Annotated in this window: 19 protein-coding genes and 1 riboswitch; of the genes, 12 read left to right on the forward strand and 7 right to left on the reverse strand. The window is 70.7% G+C overall.

All coding sequences use genetic code 11. The features are described 5' to 3' along the window. Nucleotides 1-541: 541 nt before the first annotated feature. A complete protein-coding gene (locus AB0O34_RS15730; RefSeq protein WP_363916080.1) occupies nt 542-1687 on the forward strand; it encodes an MFS transporter in 1146 nt (381 codons plus the stop codon). Nucleotides 1688-1785: 98 nt separating this feature from the next. On the opposite strand, the gene AB0O34_RS15735 is transcribed toward AB0O34_RS15730, so the two are convergent. Continuing rightward, nucleotides 1786-2850 (reverse strand): hemolysin family protein, encoded by a 1065-nt coding sequence (locus AB0O34_RS15735; RefSeq protein WP_363916081.1) that lies wholly within the window; start codon nt 2848-2850, stop codon nt 1786-1788. Beyond that, nucleotides 2847-4208, reverse strand: a complete 1362-nt coding sequence (locus AB0O34_RS15740) for a hemolysin family protein (protein ID WP_363916128.1) — start codon at nt 4206-4208, stop codon at nt 2847-2849. The genes AB0O34_RS15735 and AB0O34_RS15740 overlap by 4 nt, the downstream gene beginning before the upstream one ends. 278 nt (nt 4209-4486) lie before the next feature. Between AB0O34_RS15740 and AB0O34_RS15745 the strand changes: the two genes are divergently transcribed. The 4 genes from AB0O34_RS15745 to AB0O34_RS15760 all read left to right on the forward strand — a co-directional run bounded on the left by AB0O34_RS15745 (nt 4487) and on the right by AB0O34_RS15760 (nt 8771). Beyond that, entirely contained in the window at nt 4487-5866 is a 1380-nt protein-coding gene (locus AB0O34_RS15745) for an LCP family protein (RefSeq protein ID WP_363916082.1), read from the forward strand. A 67-nt stretch (nt 5867-5933) separates the two neighbouring features. Continuing rightward, entirely contained in the window at nt 5934-6812 is an 879-nt protein-coding gene (locus AB0O34_RS15750) for a DNA-formamidopyrimidine glycosylase family protein (RefSeq protein ID WP_363916084.1), read from the forward strand. A 78-nt stretch (nt 6813-6890) separates the two neighbouring features. After that, nucleotides 6891-7223 carry a rhodanese-like domain-containing protein gene (locus AB0O34_RS15755; RefSeq protein ID WP_363916085.1) on the forward strand — a complete coding sequence of 111 codons (333 nt, stop codon included), beginning with the start codon at nt 6891-6893 and terminating at the stop codon, nt 7221-7223. Nucleotides 7224-7248: 25 nt separating this feature from the next. Beyond that, nucleotides 7249-7375, forward strand: a riboswitch (TPP riboswitch). Next, on the forward strand, nt 7365-8771 hold the full coding sequence (locus AB0O34_RS15760; protein ID WP_363916086.1) for a cytosine permease: 1407 nt from the start codon (nt 7365-7367) through the stop codon (nt 8769-8771). Its footprint overlaps the riboswitch before it by 11 nt. Here the strand turns inward: AB0O34_RS15760 and AB0O34_RS15765 are convergent. Continuing rightward, on the reverse strand, nt 8662-9225 hold the full coding sequence (locus tag AB0O34_RS15765; RefSeq protein WP_363916088.1) for a methylated-DNA--[protein]-cysteine S-methyltransferase: 564 nt from the start codon (nt 9223-9225) through the stop codon (nt 8662-8664). The genes AB0O34_RS15760 and AB0O34_RS15765 overlap by 110 nt on opposite strands. Nucleotides 9226-9396: 171 nt before the next feature. Here AB0O34_RS15765 and AB0O34_RS15770 point away from each other — a divergent pair, with 171 nt between their 5' ends. Together AB0O34_RS15770 and AB0O34_RS15775 are read left to right on the forward strand one after the other, a co-directional pair. After that, complete coding sequence (locus AB0O34_RS15770; RefSeq protein ID WP_363916089.1) at nt 9397-11292, forward strand: PAS domain S-box protein; 1896 nt, start codon at nt 9397-9399, stop codon at nt 11290-11292. Nucleotides 11293-11444: 152 nt separating this feature from the next. Further along, on the forward strand, nt 11445-11879 hold the full coding sequence (locus tag AB0O34_RS15775; RefSeq protein WP_363916091.1) for an ATP-binding protein: 435 nt from the start codon (nt 11445-11447) through the stop codon (nt 11877-11879). On the opposite strand, the gene AB0O34_RS15780 is transcribed toward AB0O34_RS15775, so the two are convergent. From AB0O34_RS15780 to AB0O34_RS15795, 4 genes are all read right to left on the reverse strand, one after another. Continuing rightward, nucleotides 11862-13061 (reverse strand): arginine deiminase, encoded by a 1200-nt coding sequence (locus AB0O34_RS15780; protein ID WP_363916092.1) that lies wholly within the window; start codon nt 13059-13061, stop codon nt 11862-11864. The genes AB0O34_RS15775 and AB0O34_RS15780 overlap by 18 nt on opposite strands. A gap of 87 nt (nt 13062-13148) precedes the next feature. Further along, on the reverse strand, nt 13149-13805 hold the full coding sequence (gene yidC / locus AB0O34_RS15785; RefSeq protein WP_363916093.1) for a membrane protein insertase YidC: 657 nt from the start codon (nt 13803-13805) through the stop codon (nt 13149-13151). Nucleotides 13806-13876: 71 nt separating this feature from the next. After that, complete coding sequence (locus tag AB0O34_RS15790) at nt 13877-14146, reverse strand: DUF6412 domain-containing protein (protein WP_363916094.1); 270 nt, start codon at nt 14144-14146, stop codon at nt 13877-13879. Between the two features lie 2 nt (nt 14147-14148). After that, complete coding sequence (locus AB0O34_RS15795) at nt 14149-14358, reverse strand: hypothetical protein (RefSeq protein ID WP_363916095.1); 210 nt, start codon at nt 14356-14358, stop codon at nt 14149-14151. A 106-nt stretch (nt 14359-14464) separates the two neighbouring features. Between AB0O34_RS15795 and AB0O34_RS15800 the strand changes: the two genes are divergently transcribed. The 5 genes from AB0O34_RS15800 (at nt 14465) to mptB (ending at nt 19986) form a co-directional block, all read left to right on the forward strand. Further along, complete coding sequence (locus AB0O34_RS15800) at nt 14465-15184, forward strand: response regulator transcription factor (RefSeq protein ID WP_363916097.1); 720 nt, start codon at nt 14465-14467, stop codon at nt 15182-15184. Nucleotides 15185-15200: 16 nt separating this feature from the next. Beyond that, complete coding sequence (locus tag AB0O34_RS15805; protein WP_363916099.1) at nt 15201-16328, forward strand: HAMP domain-containing sensor histidine kinase; 1128 nt, start codon at nt 15201-15203, stop codon at nt 16326-16328. Between the two features lie 845 nt (nt 16329-17173). After that, nucleotides 17174-17524: an STAS domain-containing protein gene (locus tag AB0O34_RS15810; RefSeq protein WP_363916129.1), complete on the forward strand. Its 351-nt coding sequence runs from the start codon at nt 17174-17176 to the stop codon at nt 17522-17524. A 41-nt stretch (nt 17525-17565) separates the two neighbouring features. Next, nucleotides 17566-18306, forward strand: a complete 741-nt coding sequence (locus AB0O34_RS15815) for a glycosyltransferase (protein ID WP_363916101.1) — start codon at nt 17566-17568, stop codon at nt 18304-18306. Between the two features lie 123 nt (nt 18307-18429). Further along, nucleotides 18430-19986, forward strand: coding sequence for a polyprenol phosphomannose-dependent alpha 1,6 mannosyltransferase MptB (mptB, locus tag AB0O34_RS15820; protein WP_363916102.1), 1557 nt, complete (start codon nt 18430-18432; stop codon nt 19984-19986). Nucleotides 19987-21133 lie beyond the last annotated feature (1147 nt).

A 21133-nucleotide genomic window follows, 5' to 3' on the forward strand; every position in this document is an offset into this window, starting at 1 on the left:
CCCCCGGCTGGTCGAAGCGGAAGCTTCTTCCACCGGGGTTTTTGTGTTTTCCCAGGAGGGCGTCCCCCTGGAACCCCCGAAGGGCCCCCGGTCGGTCCTGCGGCCGGTCGAAGCGCGAGCTTCTTCCTGGCGGTTCTGGTGTTCTGTGCCACGTTGATCTCCTCCGGGTCTGGTTGCTTCCAAGGAACCCGCCCCTGAAACCCCGAAGGCTCGAAGTCCTGTGGCTCCCGCTGGCACTCGGCCCTTGTGACGCACAGGACACCCCTCTGGCCAAGGGGCTCCGATCAAGGTAGTGGGTGGCACCCGGGGAGAGAAGCCCCGTCCGGAGGTCTGAGTCCTTTCCTTTACTCTCTGCGTCGTGATCGCCCACGTCGGTGTCTAGTGCGCCCGGCTTTCAGATGACTTTCGGGGCACTTGCACGCGGCGCGCATCGAAGCCACGTGTCCACTCCCACGCGAACCGCTACCTCAGAAAATACTTTCAGGTCTCACTATGCAAGACGGATTGTCTTGTAAAGCGAGATCGGTTCTATGGTGCCCGCATGAGGGCACCGAATCGCTGGGCGATGCTCAGCCTGGGCGTGGCCGCGCAGGGCGCGGGCTGCGTGTTCATGTACGGCCTCCCGTTCCTGGTCCCGGTCCTCCGCGAGGAGCTCGGCCTCGGCCTGGCGCAGGCCGGCCTGGTCGTGGGCGCGCCGAGCGCGGGCATGCTGTTCACGCTCATAGCCTGGGGCTGGGTGGCCGACCGGTACGGCGAGCGCCTGGCGATGACCCTCGGGCTGGGCCTGGCGACGATGTTCCTGGCCTTCGCGGCCTTCACCACCACCGCGGGGCCCCTGGCCGTCCTGCTCGCGCTCGCCGGCGCTTCGGGGGCCTCGGCGAACGCCGCCAGCGGCCGGGTGGTCCTGGGATGGTTCCCCGCCGGGCGGCGCGGCGTGGCGATGGGCTGGCGGCAGACCGCACAACCCATCGGGGTGGCCGTGGCGGGCGCTGTGCTGCCGTCCATGGGAAGCCTGCGCGCCGCCCTCCTGGCGATGGCGGGGATCTGCCTGGTCACGGCCATCGCGGTCGGGTCCATGGTCGTCGACCCCCCGCGAAACCCTGCCCGGCCGGGAGAGCGGGCCGAATCCCCGTACCGCTCGCCGCGGCTGTGGAGGGTCCACGCGGCCAGCATGCTGCTGGTCGTCCCTCAGTTCGCGACGGCGACGTTCGCGCTCACCTATCTGGTGGCCGAGCGCCACTGGCCCGCCGCGGCCGCGGGACAGCTCGTGGCGGTCGCGCAGTTCGCGGGGGCGGGCGGGCGGCTTCTGTGCGGGCGGTGGTCCGACTGGGCGCGCAGCCGCGTACGTCCCATGCGGCAGCTCGCGCTCATCAACGCGAGCGTGATGGTCCTGCTGGCCGTCGCGGTCCAGGTGGGTTCCACGGCGGGGACCCCGCTGCTGATCGCCGCGCTGGTGATCTCGATGAGCGGCAACGGCCTGGCGTTCACCGCCGTGTCCGAGATGGCCGGAGCGGCCTGGGCGGGCCGTGCGCTGGGCGGCCAGAACACGGTGCAGAACGTGGCCGCGGCGGCCACTCCCGCCGCCCTGGGCGTGCTCATCACCCAGACCGGCTTCGGCGCGGCCTTCGGCCTGGCCGGGGCACTCGCCCTGGCCGCCGCTTTCGCGACGCCCTCAGAAGGCGGCTGAGCAGGGACGCTGCCAGAAGGCGCCTGAGCAGGACGCCTGGTGCCTGGACGGCATGCCTGAGGGTGCCTGAAGGGCTCCTCAGACAGGGCGGCGCGAAGTCACCTCGCGTGGACGGCGGGGCGCTGGCGGACGACCGTGGGCGCCGTGCGGGTGTTGAGAAGCTCGCCGACGAGGTCGGTGAGGCTGACGAGGCCGGTGACCCGGCCCTCCTTGTCCGTGACGAGCCCCAGATGCGCGTGAGCGTCCTGGAGACGCGCCACCGCCTCCGGGATCGTCGTGGACGACTCCAGGCGTGGAGCGGGGCTCATGAGCTTCTCAGGCGCGTTCCCGGGATGGATCAGCGTGTCGCGCACGTGCAGCACGCCGAGCACATCCTCGGGGGAGCCGCCGTTGACCAGCAGGCGCAGGTGGCCGCTCAGTGCGGCCACGTCCCGGACGAGGTCGTCCGGCGCCCCGGCGGGTACGGCCGTGGCCCTGTCGATCGGCACCATCAGCCGCTCGACCGACTGCGACTGCACCTTGAGCGCCCGGGTCAGCAGGTCGTGCTCGTCCCTGTCCAGCAGGCCCATCCGGCCCGACTCGCCCACCAGCAGCGCCAGCTGCGGCGGGGTGCGCGTGGTCGCCAGCTCGTCCTTCGGCCGGATGCCGAACGCGCGCAGCAGCCCGTTGGACAGGCCGTTGAGGGTCGCCAGCACCGGCCGGGCGATCCACGTGAAACCACGGAAGGGCAGCGCCAGCGCCATAGCGGCCCGCTCAGGGTGGGTCAGGGCCCACGACTTGGGCGCCATCTCGCCGGCCACCATGTGCAGGAACGTGATGATCGCCAGCGCGATGACGTACGCGACGCCCACCTGCACCGACTCGGGAAGGCCGACCAGCCCGAAGACCGGCTCCAGCAGGTGCTCGATCGCGGGCTCGGTGACCATGGCGAGGCCAAGGGAGCACAGCGTGATGCCGAGCTGGGCCCCGGCCAGCATGAGGGACAGCTCGCGCCCGTTGCGGAGGGCGGCCCGTCCGGCCGTCCTGGTCAGGCGGCCACCACCGCCGGCGGCCTCCTCAAGGCGGTGCCGCTTGCCGGAGACCACGGCGAACTCGGCCGCGACGAACAGGCCGTTGCCGACCAGCAGGACGACGCCCAGCAGCAGTGCGGTCACGGTGTTCACCGGGTCTCACCGCCCACGATCGCCGCGTCGGCGATCCGGGGGGTGAGCCGTACCCGGCCGGGGACCCTGCGCTGCACTTCGAGCACGGTCAGCAGGACGTTCTCCTCGGCGGGGTCGTCCTCGTCGAGGAGGTCCCGCTCGGTGGTCAGGGGCACGATGACCTCGTCGCCTGGCTCGGCCAGACGGCCGAGGCGGGCCATGATCAGTCCGGCCACGGTCTCGTAGTCCTCGCTCTCGGGAAGCGCGAGGCCGGTCGCGCGCTCGACCTCGTCCAGGCGGAGGGTGCCGGGCACGTCCCAGGTGCCGTCGTCCTGGGCCACGGCCTCGTCCGGCTCGGGGTCGTTCTCGTCCATCAGCTCGCCGACGAGCTCCTCGGCGAGGTCCTCCATCGTCACGACGCCGGCGAGCCCGCCGTACTCGTCGATGACGCACGCCAGCTCGCTGCCCGCCGTGCGCATGCGCTCCAGCAGCGCCGGCAGCGGCAGCGTGGTGGGCACGAGCAGGGGCGCGCCGCTGATGCGCTCGATCGGCTCGTCGTAGGACTCGCCGCGGAGCAGCTCGCTCAGACCGGTCACGCCGACGACGTCGCCGCCGTCCGCGCCCAGCACGGGATAGCGGGAGTGGCCCGAGGACTTCACGGCCTCCAGCAGGTCGGACGCGGGCCGTCCGGCGCGGAGGGAGACCACCCGGGGCCGGGGGACCATGACGTCCTCGGCGGTGCGGTCGCCGAACTCCAGCGCACGCTCCAGCAGGTCCGACAGGCGCTCGGGAAGCTCACCGGCGGCCTCGGACTCGGCGATGATGCGCGCCAGCTCCTCTGGCGTGGCTCCGTGCTCGACCTCCTCCACCGGCTCTACGCCGACAAGGCGGAGCAGGCGGGTGGCCGAGGCGTCGAAGAGCCGGATGACGGGGCCCGCGACGGCCATGTAGATCAGCGTGGACCTGGAAAGCCACTTGGCGACCGGCTCGGGCCGGGCGATTCCGAAGTTCTTGGGGACCAGCTCGCCCAGCACCATCTGGACGATCGTGGCGATCACCAGGCCGAGGGCCACCGCGATGCCGGGGGTCGCGGCCTCCGGGACGCCCAGGGCGGTGAGGCCGGGGGCGATCAGCGGGGTGAGCGCGGGTTCGGTGATGAAGCCCACGAGCAGCGTGGTCACGGTGATGCCGAGCTGCGCGCCCGACAGCATGAACGAGAGCCTTCCTGTGACCTTGAGCGCCCGCTCGGCGGCGGCGTCGCCCGACGCGGCCTGCTCCCGGAGCGTCGACCGGTCGGCCGCGATGAAGGCGAACTCCTGCGCGACGAAGTAGCCGGTCGCGAGGGTGAGAAGTAGTACGGCCGGCAGACCGAGAACCATGGTCACTGGTCTGCCATCCCCGATTGAATAGGGCCCGTGCCGTGGCACGGGCATGTACTCCACGGGTCGGGAGCGGACACGACTGTCCTTTCGCTAGAGGTCGTCGATAACCGTAACGGTCCAGGCTCGGCCAATGTTTCCCGCGGCACGACATTGGTGACTTACTGTGACTCTGCGTACTTTTACATGAGAAAACCTTGGTGACGGAGCGTCCACCGCCGACACGACGGCGTAGCTTCGAAGCAAAGCGGCTCTAGCCACAGGACGGGGACGACAACGTGGGCGATTGGCCTGGAGACCGGTCGGGAGGGGCCGACGAGAGTGGGTCCCGCGAGGGGCCGACCCGGGCTCTGCGACGTCCGGCCGGTGCCGGAGGCGAAGGGGCGTACCCCCCGGCGGCCGGGGGCGGTGCCGAGGAGCCCTACTCGGCCGGCCAGCCCGCGCACCGCTTCCCGCAGGGATCGCGCGGCACGGGCGACGGTGGCGGTCCCGACGAGGAGAGAACCCGCCAGCAGTCCTTCCCCGGGGGCGGGGAGGCGCCGCGGACCACGCCGGCGGGCGATTCCAAGGGGAGATCACGCGTGTACGGCAAGCCGAGGTCCGGCCAGGCCCCGGTCCGGCCCCTGTCGGCCCCGGATGCCCCGGAGGTCCCTGAGACGCATCCGTCCGGCGGGCGGGGTCGCGGCGAGCCGAAGGCCGGGCGGCCACGGCGTACGGGCCGTCTGGTGGTGCGGATCCTCGTGATCCTGCTGGTGCTGCTGCTCGTCCTCGGCCTGGTCGGGTTCTTCTGGATCAACTCCCGCATCACGAGCGTCGAGTCGCTCACGGACTACGACGGCCGTCCCGCCGCCACGCCGGGCGAGGACTGGCTGCTGGTCGGCTCCGACAGCCGGGCCGGGCTGACGGCGGCCCAGCGCAAGAAGCTCGCCACCGGCAGGGCGGTCGGCAAGCGCACCGACACGATGATGCTCCTGCATATCCCGAGCGGCAGCGACAAGCCGACGCTCGTCAGCCTGCCGCGCGACTCCTACGTCCCCATCGAAGGGCACGGCAGCGACAAGCTGAACGCCGCTTACGCCTTCGGCGGGCCCAAGCTGCTGACCAAGACGGTGGAGAAGGTCACCGACATCCGGATCGACCACTACATGGAGATCGGCTTCGGCGGCTTCGTCGGCATCGTGGACGCGATCGGCGGCGTCAACATCTGCGTCAAGCAGAACATCAAGGACCACAAGGCCGGCATCAACCTCAAGAAGGGCTGCCAGGACATGGACGGCGGCACCGCCCTTGGGTACGTCCGCACCCGCGCCACCGGCGCGCTGCCCGACTTCGACCGCACCCAGCGCCAGCGCCAGTTCTTCGGCGCCGTGGTGAAGAAGGCGGCCAGCCCCGGCGTCCTGGTCAACCCGTTCCGGTCGATCCCGCTCGCGATGAGCGCCACCGACTCGGTGGCGGTCGACCCGGGCACGGGAGCCTTCGACCTGCTGTCGCTCGGGCTCGCGATGAGCGGCGATCCCGTCGCCACCGCCGTGCCCGTGGGCTCGCTGCCCACGATCAACGGCGCCTCCGTCGTGAAGTGGGACACCCAGCGCGCTCTGCGGCTGTTCAAGGCCCTGGCCGAGGACAAGCCGGTGCCGAAGGACGTCCTCACCAGGTAGGCGCGACGCGCGCCGAGCCGTCCTCAGGCACGCGTCGCCGGGCCGTGCGAGCGGTTAGTGTGATGGCATGCCCGAGCTTCCCGAGGTGGAGTCGCTCGCCGAGTTCCTGCGCGAACGGGCCGTCGGCCGCCCGGTCGCCGCTGTCGACGTGGTGGCCTTCCAGGCGCTGAAGACGGTGGACCCGCCGGTGACCTCGCTGGCCGGGCTGGCGGTGACGGGCGTCGCCCGGCACGGAAAGTTCCTCGACCTCGACTGCGACGGGATCCACTTCATCACCCACCTGGCCCGCGGCGGCTGGCTGCGCTGGCGGGACGACCTCTCGGGCGCGAAGCCCGTCCGTCCAGGCAAGGGCCCTCTGGCGGTCCGCGTGCGGTTCGCGCCCGACGACGACGGCGAGCAGCCCGGGTTCGAGCTCACCGAGGCGGGCACCCAGAAACGGCTCGCCGTCTACGTCGTCCGCGACCCGGGCGAGGTGCCCGGCATCGCGAGCCTCGGGCCCGATCCGCTCTCGCCCGAGTTCACCGTCGACGTTCTGAAGGGCATCCTGGGCGGCAGCCGCACCCGGATCAAGGGGCTCCTGCGCGACCAGAAGGTGATCGCCGGCATCGGCAACGCCTACTCCGACGAGGTGCTGCACGTCGCGAAGATGTCCCCGTTCAAGATCGCGGGGTCGCTGACCGACGACGCGGTGGCGGGGCTGCACGAGTCGATCGTCAGCACGCTGCGCGCGGCCGTCGAGCGCTCGCGCGGCATCGCCGCGAAGGATCTCAAGACCGAGAAGAAGTCGGGCCTGCGGGTGCACGGGCGTGCCGGGCAGCAGTGCGAGGTGTGCGGGGACACGATCAAGGAGGTGTCGTTCGCCGACTCCTCCCTGCAGTACTGCCCGACGTGCCAGACCGGCGGGAAGCCCTTGGCCGACCGCAGGCTGTCCCGCCTGCTCAAGTAGCCTCTCGCCGAAAAACAACGCTGGGTTAGCGATGACAACCCTCCGTTAGCGGGCGGAAAGACTCGTAGAGCGGGGACAATGAACGGCATGAACGTCCCAGAGATCGAGGCCAAGGCCGTACCCGACGACGTCTTCCTGCTCGATGTGCGCGAGCCCGATGAGTGGCGGGCGGGGCACGCCCCGACGGCCGTCCACATCCCGCTGGGCGCGCTGCAGCAGAGGGTCGACGAGGTCCCGGCGGGCGTGCCGGTCTACGTCGTCTGCCGGGTCGGCGGCAGGTCCGCCAGGGCCGCCGCGTGGCTCAACCACGTGGGCCGCGAGGCGATCAACATTGAGGGCGGCATGCAGTCGTGGGCCGCCGCCGGCCGCCCGATGGTGGCCGAAAACGGGGGGCAGCCCTTCGTCGCCTAGCGACGGGGTGTAATAATTCGGTCAAAATCCATACCGCGGGAGCTCGGGCGCAACCGGGCTGAGAGGGCGGTTCCCAGTGACGCTGGGCGCGCCGCCGACCGCATGAACCTGTCCGGGTAATGCCGGCGTAGGGAGCGTGCGATGACATCCGCCGTCGGCGAGGTCCCCCTGACCCTCGACGAGGCCCCTCCGAAGACGCTGGGCCTGCTCGACCAGGGTGCCTTCTGGGCCAACCTCGGAGTGAGCCTCCTCGGCTTCTCCGGGGCCCTGTACCTGCTCAACCCGCTGGGCGACGTCCCGCTGAGCCTGGGCGCGGCCGTCCTCGCGGCCGTGGTCGGCAGCCTGATTGGCACCGTGATGGTCGGCCTGGCGGCGGTGCCCGGCGCGCGCACCGGCGCGCCGGCGATGGTGCTGCTGCGCGGCCTGTTCGGGGCCAGGCTGTCGTACGTCCCGACGGTCCTGAACATCGTCCAGATGCTCGGCTGGGGGGCCTTCGAGCTGTGGGTGATCGCCACCGGGGCCCGTGCGATCTTCGGTGACTCCGTGCCGTACTGGGTCTGGGTGGTGGCGGCGGGCCTGCTGACGATCGCCCTGACGATCCGGCCGCTGGGGGCCATCCGCCTGCTCCGCCGCTTCGTGACGGCGGGGGTGGTCGTCGCGATGGTGTGGCTCGCCGTGGCGCTGCTGCGCGAGGCCCCCACTCTCGGGGGCGGCGACTGGAGCGCCTTCGCCCCGGCGGTCGACTACGTGATCGCGCTGTCGGTCTCCTGGGTGCCGGTGGCGGCCGACTACGCGCGGCACTCGCGGTCCGGCCGGGCGGCCTTCGCGGGGGTGGTCAGCGGCTACACGATCGCCCAGGTCGCGTGCCTGGTCATCGGCATACTCGCGCTGGCCCTGGTCGGGAACGACCCCGGCCGGGTGTGGGACGCGTTCGTGGCGGTGCCCCTCGGGGGCCTGTTCTTCGGCATCCTCGTGCTCAGGGAGGCCGACCAGTCGTTCGCCAACGTCTACTCCACGGCGATGTCCCTGCAGAACCTCCTGCCGAGGGTGGACCGGCGCATCTTCTCGATCGGCGTCGGCGTGCTGACCACCGTCATCGCGCTCTTCGCCGACGTGAATTCGTACGGGGCGTTCCTCGGCGTCATCGGCGCGGTGTTCGTCCCGATGTTCGCCGTGCTGGTGATCGACTACTTCGTGCTGGGCGGGGCCGCCAGGTGGGACACCTCGGCCGGGGCGCCCTCGCGCTGGGGGATGGTCGTGCCCTGGGTGCTCGGGTTCGTGGCGTACTGGCTGGTCACGGCGACGCCCACGGTGGCGTGGTGGGACTCGGTCTGGACGGATCTTCGCGACGCGATCGGCTTCGAGCGGCAGGTCTGGATGAACGCCGCGCTGGCCGCGTTCATCGTGTCCGCCCTGGCGACCCTGCTGGCGCGGGCGCTCAGCGGGCGGGGTCTTCGAGGCGGAGAAGATACTGCTTGGCGGCGAGGCCGCCGGCGTAGCCTCCAGGATTCCCCGGCGACTCGATCGCCCGGTGACACGGGACGATGACGCAGACGGGGTTGGCGGTCAGCGCGTTGCCGATGGCGCGCAGCGCCTGGGGACGCCCGATGCGCTCGGCGATTTCTGGAAATGTCGTGACGCTTCCGTAGGGCACGGCCATCGTCATCTGGAGCACCGTACGGGCGAACGGCGTGGCCAGCCGGAGGTCGACGGGCAGGGTGAAGGCCCGGAGCCTGCCGGAGAAGTACGCGTCGAGCTCGCGCCGGATCGGATCGAGGCGCCGGGGGTCGGGCCCGATGAACGAGCCGATCTCCCGGGTGATGCGCGCGAAGACCACGTGCTCGTTCTCGTAGCTGCAGGCGACCACGCCGCGCGCGGTGACGGCGAGCGCCAGCCGTCCGGCGGGGGTGTCGGTCATCCCGAACGCGATGTCGGGTGGGGTCTCGCCCACATAGCCGGGAGCGGTCACCCGCACGAGGGCTTCGAGATCCCCTGTCGACATGGCCGCACCCCTCCCGGTCCCGCTACCAGGCAGCGTATCGGAGCGGAGGCTCCCACCGACCGTGACGGCCGTGCGCCGCGCGCCGTAGAAGGCCTCGAGAGGGTACGGTCCCGACGAATGCGACGATTCGCACATCGAAAGTGCCAAGGCGCGCTTGCAAAAACGGGCACGATGGGGGTCATGAGTGACAACAGGGTAGAGAACGCCGATGACGGCTTTGCCCGCGCTGTCCTCGCGAGTTCCCCCAATGCCGTCGTAGCCCTCGATCGTGACCTTTCCGTCCTGGTGTGGAACCCCGCCGCCGAGCGCCTTTTCGGCTGGACCTGCGACGACATGATCGGGCGCAGGGCGCCGCTCGTCCCCGAGGAACTGGTGGTGGAGCACAACGCGGTGCTCGAACGGGTCCGCACCGGAGGTCCGGTCTCCCTGCGCACCAAGCGCCTGCGCAGCGACGGCTCGCTCGTCGACGTGGGCGTGGACATGAGCGCGCTGCGCTCGGAGGCCGGTGCGCTGCTCGGGTACGTGAGCGTCTACCACTCCTTGGAGAACGACTCGGCGGCCCGCGATCGGGGAGCCCGCAGGGCGAGGCTCGTCCGGCGGCTCACCGACGTGGTCGGCGACATCAACGCCGAGCTTGAGCTCTCACCCGTGCTCGACCGCATAGCCGGGAGCCTCACCGAGCTGACCGGGGCCGACGCGGGCGGCTTCGTGCTGATCGAGGACGACCGCCTGCGGCTGGTCAGCACGCACGGGCTGCCCGACAGGCTGTGGGGCGCCACCGCCGACCTGCATACGAGCCTCGTCGGCAAGCTGCTCAGGACCGGCAAGACCGTCCTGCTGGAGACCGGCGACCAGACCGTGCTCGACGACCTGATCTGGTCGGAGCTGCCAGGACTGCACACCATCGCGCTCGGCGTCGCGGCGGTCGGCGGGCGGCCGTACGGGGCGCTGTACGCGCTGTTCGCCGAGCGCAAGGCCGGCCACATCGAGCTTGAGCTGCTGGAACTGCTGGCCGGGCACGCCGGCATCGCGCTCGCCAACGCGATGGCGTACCAGGACGCCGTGCGGCAGCGCGCCCACGAGCGGGCGGTCGTCGACGCGAGCGCGGACGGCATCGCGGTGCTCGACGGCATGGGGTTCGTCCGCCAGTGGAACCCGGCGGCCGAGGAACTGACCGGGGTGCGGGCCGACGAGGTGATCGGTGCCCGGCCGCCGTTCCCGCTGCCGGCGCCGGGTGAGAAGCTCACCACCCAGCTTCCGTGCGGCCGCTGGCTCGACGTGGTCAGCGCCGAGATAAACGAGACCGCCGAGATCGTGGTCGACTTCCGCGACGTCACGCGGGCCAAGGAGCTGGAGGAGGCCAAGGATTTGTTCCTCGCCACCACCAGCCACGAGCTCCGCACGCCGATCACCGTGGTCCAGGGGTTCGCCAGCACGCTCGACGCGCGCTGGGACAAGCTCTCGGACGTCGAGCGCCGTTCGGCCGTACGGACCATCGCGGAGCGGGCACAGGCGCTCGGCCAGCTCATGGATCACCTGCTCCTCGGCGCGCGGGCCGGGGCCGAGGAGCTGAAGGTCCAGGTGGAGAGCTTCGACCTGGGCGAACGGGTGCGCGCGGCCACGCTGGGGATGCCGGTCCTGTCCGACAGGCACCGCGTGGAGGTGGACATCCCCCGTGACCTGCCACTGGTCGACGGCGACGCCCTGGCGACCGACATCCTGCTCGGCCAGCTCCTGGAGAACGCCTTCAAGTACTCGCCGGACGGCGGGTTGATCCGCGTCCTCGCGTGGGCCGAGAGCGATCACGTGGTCCTCGTGGTGGACGACGAGGGGGTGGGCATCGCGCCGGACGACCGCGAGCGCGTATTCGAACGCTTCGTCCAGGCCGACAGCGGCGACCGCCGCAGGTTCGGCGGTGTGGGGCTCGGACTTTACATCGCGCGCAGCCTCGCCCGCGCCCAGGGTGGCGAGGTGACCGCGCATTCCCGGCCTGGTGGAGGCACCCGAATGCGATTCATCTTGGGCATCGCACCGGCCTATATCGGATCCGACACACCGAACCGGTAACGAGCAGGTCACGGATGGACTCACCTATTGTCGAATCTGCACAAGCAATGATCGCCACTCGGTTTCCAGAACCATCGAACGGGGCATTTCGGTCGTACTGGGATGTGTTTTCCTCAGGGGGAAATGCAGGAGAACGGGGAAGTGAGGGCGTCGTGCTGTTGCCGTATGCGCCGACCAGCGTCGCCGTCGCACGCCAGCGTCTCAGCGCCGATCTCGAGGCATGGGGGGTGTTCGCCGCCGCGGTAGAGGACGCAGTCCTTGTGGTGAGCGAGCTGCTGAGCAATGCGTTGCGTCACGCCCACCCGCTCCCATCAGGCCAGATCAAGGCCACATGGGACTGGGCTGACGAACATCTCGAGGTCACGGTGAGTGATGGAGGAGCGGCCACGGAGCCCCGTGCGGGACGGCCGACCCTCTCCTCGCTCGGCGGGCGGGGGCTCGGCATCGTCGAGTTCCTCGCCGTGCGCTGGGGGGTGCGCCACGACGGTGAAATGACCACGGTGTGGGCGGTTCTCCACGCCCCGGTCGCTGTCCTTAATTCACAAGTTAGGACGCCCGAAATGGGCGCCCTACGCGAGTGTGGATAGACGTTCCCTGCTGATAGGGCAGGACATACAGCGTGGGCCACCCCGGCCGCTTCCTAGTTCGCTGCCCGCAATACGGATGACCTTCACCCCCGAGGCCTCCAGGCGCGCGTTCGTCTCCACGTTCCGCTCGTAGGCGACCGCGACGCGCGGAGCCAGGGCGAGCGTGTTGTTGCCGTCGTCCCACTGCTCGCGCTCGGCCGTGACGGGGTCGAGGCCGGTGTCGATGACCTTGACCCGCTCGATGCCCATGGCCTGGGCCGCCGCCTCCAGGAACGGGCGAGGCTCGAACACGCGAAGCTCGCCGTTCTCCATCGAGGTCACGGTGTAGGCCTGAAGTGAGTAGGCCACCGGGGGATACATGACCACGGTGTCCACGTCGACCATCGTGCAGATCGTGTCGAGGTGCATGGTGGCCCGCTGTTGGGCGATCGGCACCGCGAGCACGGTGTGCGCCAGCCCGGCCTCGAAGACACGCCGGCAGAGGCGCTCCACCCCCGCGGGCGTCGTACGCTCGCCCGTCCCCACCGCGATGACTCCTGGAGCCATCAGCAGCACGTCACCGCCTTCCACGTGTTCGAGCCAGGGCTCGTACAGGTGGTCCACTCCGGCGAACCTCGGGTGGTAGGTGTAGATCAGGCGGGTCAGGAGGCTCTCTCGCGTACGGGCCGGCATGGCGAGGCTGGTCACGGCCACCCGGTCGCCGATCCACACGCTGGAGTCCCTGGTGAACAGCAGGTTCGGCAGGGGGTCGATGACGAAGTCGTGCCGGTCCATCAGGCCGTACACCAGGCCCCGGCCGGTCTTCAGCTCCTCGCGGGCGAGCCCGGCGATCAGCGTCTGGGTGAGGTCCTCGGGGTCGAGCTCCTCCAGGTGGTCCCGCGTCAGCTGCGCGAGCCTGTCGCCGAGCTGGCGCTCCTCCAGCACGGCAGGGATGATCTCCTGCCGTGCGGAGTCGTACTCCAGCGTGTCCTGGAGCAGCTCGGTGAGGTAGAGAACCTCGACCCCGTGGTCGCGCAGCGACTGGGCGAACGCGTCGTGCTCCTCCTGGGCCCTGCCGACCCACGGGATGCCGTCGAAGAGCAGCTTGTCGCTGTTACGGGGGGTCAGCCGCTTGAGCTCGGCACCCGGGCGGTGGAGCATGACCGTCTCCAGCCGCCCGACCTCGCTGTCGGCACCGTTCATCGTTCGGCCCTCCCGATTCGAAGCACGTCGTTCCGACATTCAACGTTAGTGGCGTGCAACTACCCCAATCGGCACGAGGGCGGCGGATCAGGCCGCTTTGGGGTACAGGATCGCGCGCTCGGCGGCCGTCCAGGCCGTGCTCACCAGCAGGTAGAGCCCGGCGGCGAGCGGAAGGAAGGCCGCGACCAGGATGGTCCCGAACGGCATCAGCCGCAGCGCCCGGGGCCGGACGTCGCCCATGCGCCGCCAGGTCACCCACGCGAGCACCGCGAGCACCGCGAACAGCGCCAGGAAGACCAGTGCGGGCAGGCTGAACAGGCCGCTTCCCGCGATGACGGCGGCGAAGTGCTCGCCGAGCGGGACGCCGAGGGCGCTCTGGGCCAGCAGCAGGTTGGGGTGCCCGGCGATGGTCGCCGAGACGAACATCCGGTAGGTGACCATGAGGAACGGCGCCTGGGCCAGGCCGGGCATGATGCCCGCGAACATCGACGTCCCCCCGGCGGCGTACAGCTTGGAGGTCTCCCGCATGAGCCGCTCCGGGTCGCGGGCGAAGCGCTTCCTCAGCGCCTCGACCTCGGGCGCCAGGCGCAGGCGCGCCTTCTGCGCCTTCGCCTGCCGGACGCTCAGCGGCAGGAGGAGCAGGCGTACGGCCAGGGTGAACAGGACGATCGCGAAGGCCGCGCCCGTGAGGGATCCGAGGCCGCTGATGAGCCGGTAGGTGAATTCGAGGACGGTGTCGAACATGGTGCGATGAGCCCCTTCGTCTGTGGATGAACATGACGAAAGCGCCCGTCAGCGGCCCGATTACCGGGACGCTAGACGGACGCGGGGCCTGCGGATGGTGCTCTGGGCCGAGGGCGACCGGCGGCGGCCGGATGGAGCATCCGTACGAAGACGGCGTGCGCGGCGCGTGGACGGTGACCCGAGGTCACCGCGACCGCGGGCACCGACGCCAGCCGCCCGAGAGCCCAGGCGAACAGCAGGAGGGTGACCCCCACCAGCCCGGCCGTCGTCAGCGTCGCCGGGCTGGTCTGCCCGGCGAGGAGCTGCGCGAGCAGCGCGACGGTGGTGGGGAAGCCGGTCATCCCTACTTCGACAGCTTTCCGACCATGGTGACGGCCGCGACGGCCACGACGCCGACGACGGCGACGATGAGAAGGATCTTGAAGACCCCCAGCACGAGGGGGAGCACGAGCCCGAACACTACGTAGAGTGCGAGCACGACGCCGAGGATTGAGAGAACAATGCGGGCCATATCCAGAAGGTACGTCGCACAGGGCCCGGCCGCGAGCGCCATACGATCTCAGGTCGAGATCGTGACCTCTGGGCCCGGCACTCGCCTTACGAAGTGATGACGTGAGTCGTGCGGGCGGCCGGATCAGCCATACCGTTGGATGATGAGCGTGACGCCCCGACCTCGGATTCTCGTGGTGGACGACGACCCGACCGTGGCCGAGGTGGTCGTCAAGTACCTCGAACGCGACGGGCACATCGTCGAAAGCGTCGGCGACGGCGCCGAGGCGCTGCGCAGGGCCCTCGCGAACCCGCCCGACCTGCTCGTCCTCGACCTGATGCTCCCCGGCATGGACGGCCTGCAGGTCTGCAAGAAGCTCAGGGAGCGCTGGCCGGTCCCGGTGATCATGCTGACCGCTCTCGGCGAGGAGATCGACCGGGTCGTGGGCCTCGAGACCGGCGCCGACGACTACGTCACCAAGCCGTTCAGCCCCCGCGAGCTGGCCCTGCGCGTGCAGTCGGTCCTGCGGCGGGCGCGCGGGGCGCTGGTCACGTCCGGCACGGGAGTGCTGCGCGACGGCGACCTGCTGGTCGACGTGGGAGCCCACGAGGTGCGGCTGGGCGAGCCCGAGATCACGCTCACGGCCCGCGAGTTCGACCTGCTGGCGTACCTCATGCGCAACCCCCGGCAGGCGTTCAGCCGCGCCGCGCTGCTCAACCAGGTGTGGGGATGGTCGTTCGGCGACACCTCCACGGTGACCGTCCACGTCCGAAGGCTCCGGGAGAAGATCGAGCCCGACCCGACCGCGCCCCGCCGCATCGTTACGGTGTGGGGCGTCGGATACCGATACGAGCCGGTGGAGGACGACACGGCCGGGGAGGCACCGTGATCGCCTTGGAGCGCCCGTGATCCTTCAGATCATCGCCGTCACGGCCGGCCTAGGGCTGCTGATCGGCGGGCTCGGCCTGGCAGGCCTGTGGCTCCTGCGCGGACGTTCGATCGGGATCATGCTGGCCGTGGTGGCGGTGGTCACCGTCGCGGCCACGCTCGCCGGGGTGGTGGCGATCACCATCGAGATGATCATCGATGGCCATCCCAAGAACGTCGTCCTCACCGTCGTCGCCGTCGCCGGGCTGGTCGGGCTCGGGGTCGCCATGGTGGTCGCCCGGCAGGTGGTCGGGGCCAGCAGGAGGCTGGTCGCCGCGGTCGAGGCCGTGTCGCCGTCGCGTGACTACACCCCGCCGCCCGGCCGGCTCCCGGCCGAGCTGGAGACCATCTCCAAGGCCCTGGACCAGGCGTACGAGCGGCTGGGCGAGGGCCGGGAGCGTGAGAGGGCCCTGGAGGGCGCACGGCGCGAGCTGGTCGCCTGGGTCAGCCACGACCTCCGCACCCCGCTGGCGGGCATGCGCGCCATGGCGGAGGCGCTGGAGGACGGGGTCGCGGACGACCCGGAGACCGTGCGCCGCTACCACAACCAGATCAGGGTGGAGGTCGACCGGCTGTCCCACATGGTCGACGACCTCTTCGAACTCTCGCGCATCCACGCGGGCGCGCTGCGGCTCTCCCCGCGGCGCATCGGGCTCGGCGACCTCGTGGCCGACGCGCTCGCGGGGGTGGAGGCCCTGGCCAAGGCCAAAGGAGTGCGCCTTGAGGGCGACGCCGAGCCGGTGCTCCCGGTGTACGCCGACGCCGCCGAGCTCGGACGCGCCCTGCGCAACCTCGTGGTCAACGCCATCAGGCACACCCCGGAGGACGGCACCGTGGTCGTACGGGCGGTCGCCGACGAGGGCACCGTGCGCCTCTCGGTGGCGGACTGCTGTGGGGGCATCCCCGCAGACGACCTACCACGGGTCTTCGAGGTGGCCTTCAGAGGCGAGGCCGCGCGGACCCCGGGCCCCGATCGGGGCGCGGGACTCGGCCTGGCCATCGCGCGCGGAATCGTCGAAGCGCATGAAGGCACCATCGCCGTCGTCAACGAAGGCGCGGGTTGCCGCTTCGAGATCATGCTTCCGATCTCCGGGCCGACGACCTGACGTGCCGTTCTGGAAACCCGTGCTGAGGCCTTCGGCGGGGCCGCCGGTGAATCTGTAGCCCGATATGTCGATGGACCCCTTCGCGCCGAGTGCCCCGCTCACGCGCAAGGAGGCGTTCGTGTCGAACGAGCCGTACCCGCTTGTCTCGGAGTAGTCGCCGGTGGCGGGGTAGGTCTCGCGGAACTCCTCGCCCGGCGCGGAGGCGTGCTCGCCGGAGGCCGGGCTCGTGCCCTCGTGCGCCGGGAGCGCGTCCAGCGCCTCCGACATCGCCCTGAAAGTCGGGCACGGCCAGCGCCACATGCAGCTCCTGCAGCGCAAAATCGGGTGAGCGGCGTCGCTCGTGATGCCGCCCGCGTCACGGGGCTGGTGCAGGTCGAGCAGGCGCAGGCCGAGCTCGGAGAAGCACAGCAACTCCGCGCGCGCGCCCACGAGCATTTCCAGATCATCGACATGCAGGCGTGTCTTGATCGGAACATAGCCATCTCTGTTGATCAGCCCCTGGAGTGGCAGGGCCGCGTCCCCCCAGGCGCGGGCCCTGTCAGTGCGGGCGAGGATGACTTCCAGGCGCTCGCGCATGCATTGTCGCTGGGGATCCTCAGGTATCTCACTGTTCATTCGCGCTGTCGGGCCCGTCGCGCTCCACGCCCGCCCCTCCTTCTCGAAGTGAGGACCGGACGCGGAGGTTTCGGGCCTCCCCCCCTTCCGGCCGAGCCGGTGTCGCATAGCGTTAAGCTTTGCGTACTCAGCGTTTTCGTGCGGCAGAAACGGGGAACAAAGGGCGGACGACTCATCGGTTATCGCGGTAGAGCGTGACCCGGCGGCGGTACGGCGCTAGTGTGCCCGCTGTGGAGCTCAAGGTCTCGACTCGATCACATGCCGATCACGCCATCTTGACGGTCGTCGGCGAAATCGACCTATATACCGCGCCTCGTCTTCAGGCGGAGTTCACCCGCCTACTGGAGACCGGGCCCGACAGGGTCGTCATAGACATGTCCGGAGTGGAGTTCTGTGACTCCACGGGCATGAACGTCCTGCTGTCCGCACTCAAGCGCATGCGAGAACGCGGCGGCAGGCTGGAGGTGGCCTCGCCGCGTCCGGCCGTCCGTAAGATCCTTCAGGTGACCGGTCTCGACTCGGTGTTCACCGTGCACGACACCATCCCCGCGGAGTTGCTGACGGCGGAGCATCCGGGCTAGCGTCGATCGGTCGCCAACGGCAGCTAATCGGACGAGGAGCGATGAGCGACCCATCCGCAAAGCCCGACACAGCGGTGATCATCTCGGCCAAGGATGAAGCCGACCGCATCGGCGCCACCGTGACCGCCGCCCTGGCCATCACCGGGGTCGATCTGGTCGTGGTGGTCGACGACGGCTCGTTCGACGACACCGGGCGGGTGGCCAAGGCAGCCGGCGCGCGTGTCGTGCGCCACAGCCGCAACCGTGGCAAGGCCGCGGCGATGGAGAGCGGCGCTGAGGCCGTGCGCCTGTTCGACGAGGAGGAGACCCGTCACCTGCTCTTCCTCGACGCCGATCTGGCCGGCACCGCGAGCGAGGCCGCGAAGCTGATCGAGCCGGTCCGCGCCGGCTCGGCCGACATGACCATCGCCACGTTCAGCACCCGCGTCAAGCTGGGCGGCCACGGCTTCGTCGTACGGCTGGCGCGCGAGGGCATCAAGCGCGCCTCCGGCTTTGTGGCCGGCCAGCCGCTCAACGGGCAGCGCTGCCTGACCAGGGCGGCGTTCGAGGCGGCGCGCCCGCTGGCGCACGGGTTCGGCGTCGAGACCGGGCTGACGATCGATCTTGTCCGTAAGGGATTCCGGGTCGCCGAGGTCGAGGTCGACATGGCGCACCGCGCCACCGGCACCGACTGGCACGCGCAACTCCACCGCGCCCGCCAGTTCCGCGACGTCGCCCTCGCCCTGGCCACCCGAGAACAATCCCTGACCAACCTCAAACGCCCCTCCCGCACAGCTCGCTAGTACGCCCACCCGCCGGCGGGATCGGGCTGCCTGAACGTGCGGAAACCCTCTGAACGGTCTCGCGCCGCCGAGGTGGCGCGAGTGGGGTTTGCGGTGTGCTGGAATCGTGCGGTGGATCGGGACGTGTTGCGGGGGCGTGGCGGGCCGGCGGTGGTCGCCGTCGCGGGCATCGCGCTCAGCGTCGCCGTCACGATCGCCATCGGGGCACTCGGGCCGTCGGCCGTGGTGCCCCCACTGCCCGGACCCGCATGGCAGCCGCCGTACTCCCTGGATGCGCACCCCAGTGGCCACCCGGTCATCGCCATGGAAGCGGTGGCCATCCTCCTGGGCGCCCTCGGTCTCGGCGCCGGGCTGCTCGCCGTACGGCGCGGCTGGGCTCCCGATCCCCGCCGGCTCCTGCTCGCGGGATGCCTCGCCGTCGTGGTCCTGGCCTTCCTGCCGCCCTCCGGGTCGGCCGACCATCTGAACTACGCGGCGTACGGCCGGATGGCGGTGCTCGGCCACGATCCCTACGCCACGGGCGCGATCGCACTGCGCGGAGACCCGGTCGCGGATGCGGTCGAGAGGCCCTGGCAGGAGGAGCCGAGCGTGTACGGGCCGGTCGCGACCGCCGTGCAGGCTCTGGCCGGGCTGATCGGCGGCGACTCGGTGCGCCTGATCGTCTTCGTGCTCGCCGTCGTGAACGCGGCGGCCTTCGTCGCCACGGCGCTGCTGCTCCACCGGTTCACACGGGACGACCGGGCGCGGCAGGCTCGCGCGGCGCTGCTGTGGACGGTCAACCCGCTGGTGATCTACCAGCTGGTCGCGGGGATGCACGTCGACACGCTGGCCATCGCCTTCGCGGTCGCCGCGCTCGTCACGGTGGGAGGCCGGCGATGGTGGACCACCGGGCCGCTGCTCGGCCTGGCCATCGCGGTCAAGGTCAACGCGGGGCTGGTCGCGCTGGGCCCGGCCTGGGACCTGCGGCGGCAGCCGAAGAAGCTCGCGGTCGTGGCGGGCACGGCTACCCTCACCGTGCTGGTCGCCTACCTACTGGCGGGTCCGCATTCGCTCGACCAGGTGCTGCACGCCAGCAAGTCGATCTCCTGGGCCACCCCCTGGCACCTCGTCCAGGGCGGCCTCCAGGCACTTTTCGGCCAGGGCGCCTACCGCATCTGGATCCAGATCGGATCACTCCTGCTGCTGGCCCTACTCGCCGCATCCCTCCTGCGCCCCCTGAGAGAGCCCTACGGCCTCACCGCCGCCCCCATGTGGTCTGGAACCGCTGTGCCGTCGTCTCAGGGCGCGCCCAAGGCGGCGAGGGTCAGCTGCGGTACCGCGGCGGCGAACAGCCGGTCGGGTGAGGGGGCGTGGGTGGCTGTGGGGGTGGTCGTCGCCTGGCTGTTCGCCACGCCGTACGCCCTGCCGTGGTACGACGGGCTGGCCTTCGCGCTGCTGGCGACGGTTTCCGCGACGGCGCTCGATGGCTTCATGGTCGCGCGCCTGGCCGTGCTGTCGCTGGCGTACCTTCCGGCACGCCAAGACGATCAGCCCCTGGATCTCCGATGGCTGGTCACGGTGGTGCGGGGCCAGGTGGTGCCGTGGATCCTGCTGGCGCTGACGGTTGCCCTGGTGTGGTGGGCCCTGAGGGCTGGAGCGCGCGGATCGACGCGGCGAGGGTCAGCGGCACCGCGACCGTGAGCGCCATGGCCGGGATCGCGATGCCGGAGTCGTTGATCAGGAAGCCGACCAGCGCGGTGGTGAGCACCCCGAACAGCCCGGCGCGCAGCGCCGGGGCGCGCGTGTAGGCGAGGCTGAGCGCCGAGGCGCCCCACTGCGACGGGCGGGCGAGCACCAGGTAGAGGAACGCCAGCGCGGCCAGCGAGAGCACGGTGAGCTGCCAGTTGCCGAGCGTGCCGAGCATCGAGCTCAGCTTGCGGCCGATGACCGGCAGAGCCTCGCCCCCGATCACCTGCTGGACGAACGCGCCGAGGTGCGTGCGCTGGTCGCTCGGCCGCAGCCAGTCGGCCAGCGCTATCACGCTGATGAGCACGGCCCCGGCGACGGCGACGACCGCGAGCCTGCCTGCCGTGACCCGTCGGCCGGAGAGCATCATGACGAACACCGCGAACCCGAGGACGAAGGCGGGCACGCCGCCGAAGTCGGCGCCCCATGCCGGCCACCCGTCCACGAAGATCGCGAGCAGCCCGTACGCGAGGCAGAGAGCGAGGGCGATCACGCGCCGCCCACGCTCCATGAGCACCTGCGCCACTCCGGCCAGGGCGAGGATCGTCCCGGTCGCGTACACGGCGAAGGCGATGTTGCTGAAGCCGTAGAACCTGCCGCCGGTGACCGGCTCGTAGCCGGTGACGGCGTTCACCTGGAGGTGCGACCCTGTCATCACGTCGACCATCAGCGCGAGGGAGGTCGCGCCCGCCACCACGGTGAGCGGGCCGAGCACGTGCGAGCGCCACGGCCCCGCGAAGGCGAGCGCTGCCAGCAGCCCGGCGAAGCCCATGATCGTAAGGATCAGGGCGGCCATCGGGTGGGACAGGTTCCACCAGGGAACGAGCTGCGCCAGGAACGTCGACACCGCCACGGCACCGCTCGCCACGGCCAGGACCTGCGTGGCGACCAGAACCCGTGAACCGCCCCCGCGTGGGTCATCGGGGGTGCTCGTGGCGCGGATATTGCCCCTGCGGCGGCGGATGGCGAGGGCGGCCAGGCCGTAGAACAGCAGCTGGACGGCCACGAAGACCGCGTAGAACGGCGCGCGCACCTTGACGAGGACCTGGCTGGCCAGGTCGGCGTCGAACAGCTCCCTGACGGTGTCCGAGACGGAGGAGGG

The sequence above is a fragment of the Sphaerisporangium sp. NPDC088356 genome, from assembly GCF_040685555.1.
Taxonomy (GTDB): domain Bacteria; phylum Actinomycetota; class Actinomycetes; order Streptosporangiales; family Streptosporangiaceae; genus Sphaerisporangium.

Coding starts and splice junctions, on each gene's coding strand:
- AB0O34_RS15815 (WP_363916101.1), top strand. CDS start 17,566: ATGAGCGACCCATCCGCAAAGCCCGACACAGCGGTGATCATCTCGGCC.
- AB0O34_RS15780 (WP_363916092.1), bottom strand. CDS start 13,061: ATGAACGGTGCCGACAGCGAGGTCGGGCGGCTGGAGACGGTCATGCTC.
- AB0O34_RS15770 (WP_363916089.1), top strand. CDS start 9,397: ATGGGGGTCATGAGTGACAACAGGGTAGAGAACGCCGATGACGGCTTT.
- yidC (WP_363916093.1), bottom strand. CDS start 13,805: ATGTTCGACACCGTCCTCGAATTCACCTACCGGCTCATCAGCGGCCTC.
- AB0O34_RS15750 (WP_363916084.1), top strand. CDS start 5,934: ATGCCCGAGCTTCCCGAGGTGGAGTCGCTCGCCGAGTTCCTGCGCGAA.
- AB0O34_RS15790 (WP_363916094.1), bottom strand. CDS start 14,146: ATGACCGGCTTCCCCACCACCGTCGCGCTGCTCGCGCAGCTCCTCGCC.
- AB0O34_RS15760 (WP_363916086.1), top strand. CDS start 7,365: ATGACATCCGCCGTCGGCGAGGTCCCCCTGACCCTCGACGAGGCCCCT.
- AB0O34_RS15755 (WP_363916085.1), top strand. CDS start 6,891: ATGAACGGCATGAACGTCCCAGAGATCGAGGCCAAGGCCGTACCCGAC.
- AB0O34_RS15765 (WP_363916088.1), bottom strand. CDS start 9,225: ATGTCGACAGGGGATCTCGAAGCCCTCGTGCGGGTGACCGCTCCCGGC.
- AB0O34_RS15730 (WP_363916080.1), top strand. CDS start 542: ATGAGGGCACCGAATCGCTGGGCGATGCTCAGCCTGGGCGTGGCCGCG.
- AB0O34_RS15740 (WP_363916128.1), bottom strand. CDS start 4,208: ATGGTTCTCGGTCTGCCGGCCGTACTACTTCTCACCCTCGCGACCGGC.
- AB0O34_RS15795 (WP_363916095.1), bottom strand. CDS start 14,358: ATGGCGCTCGCGGCCGGGCCCTGTGCGACGTACCTTCTGGATATGGCC.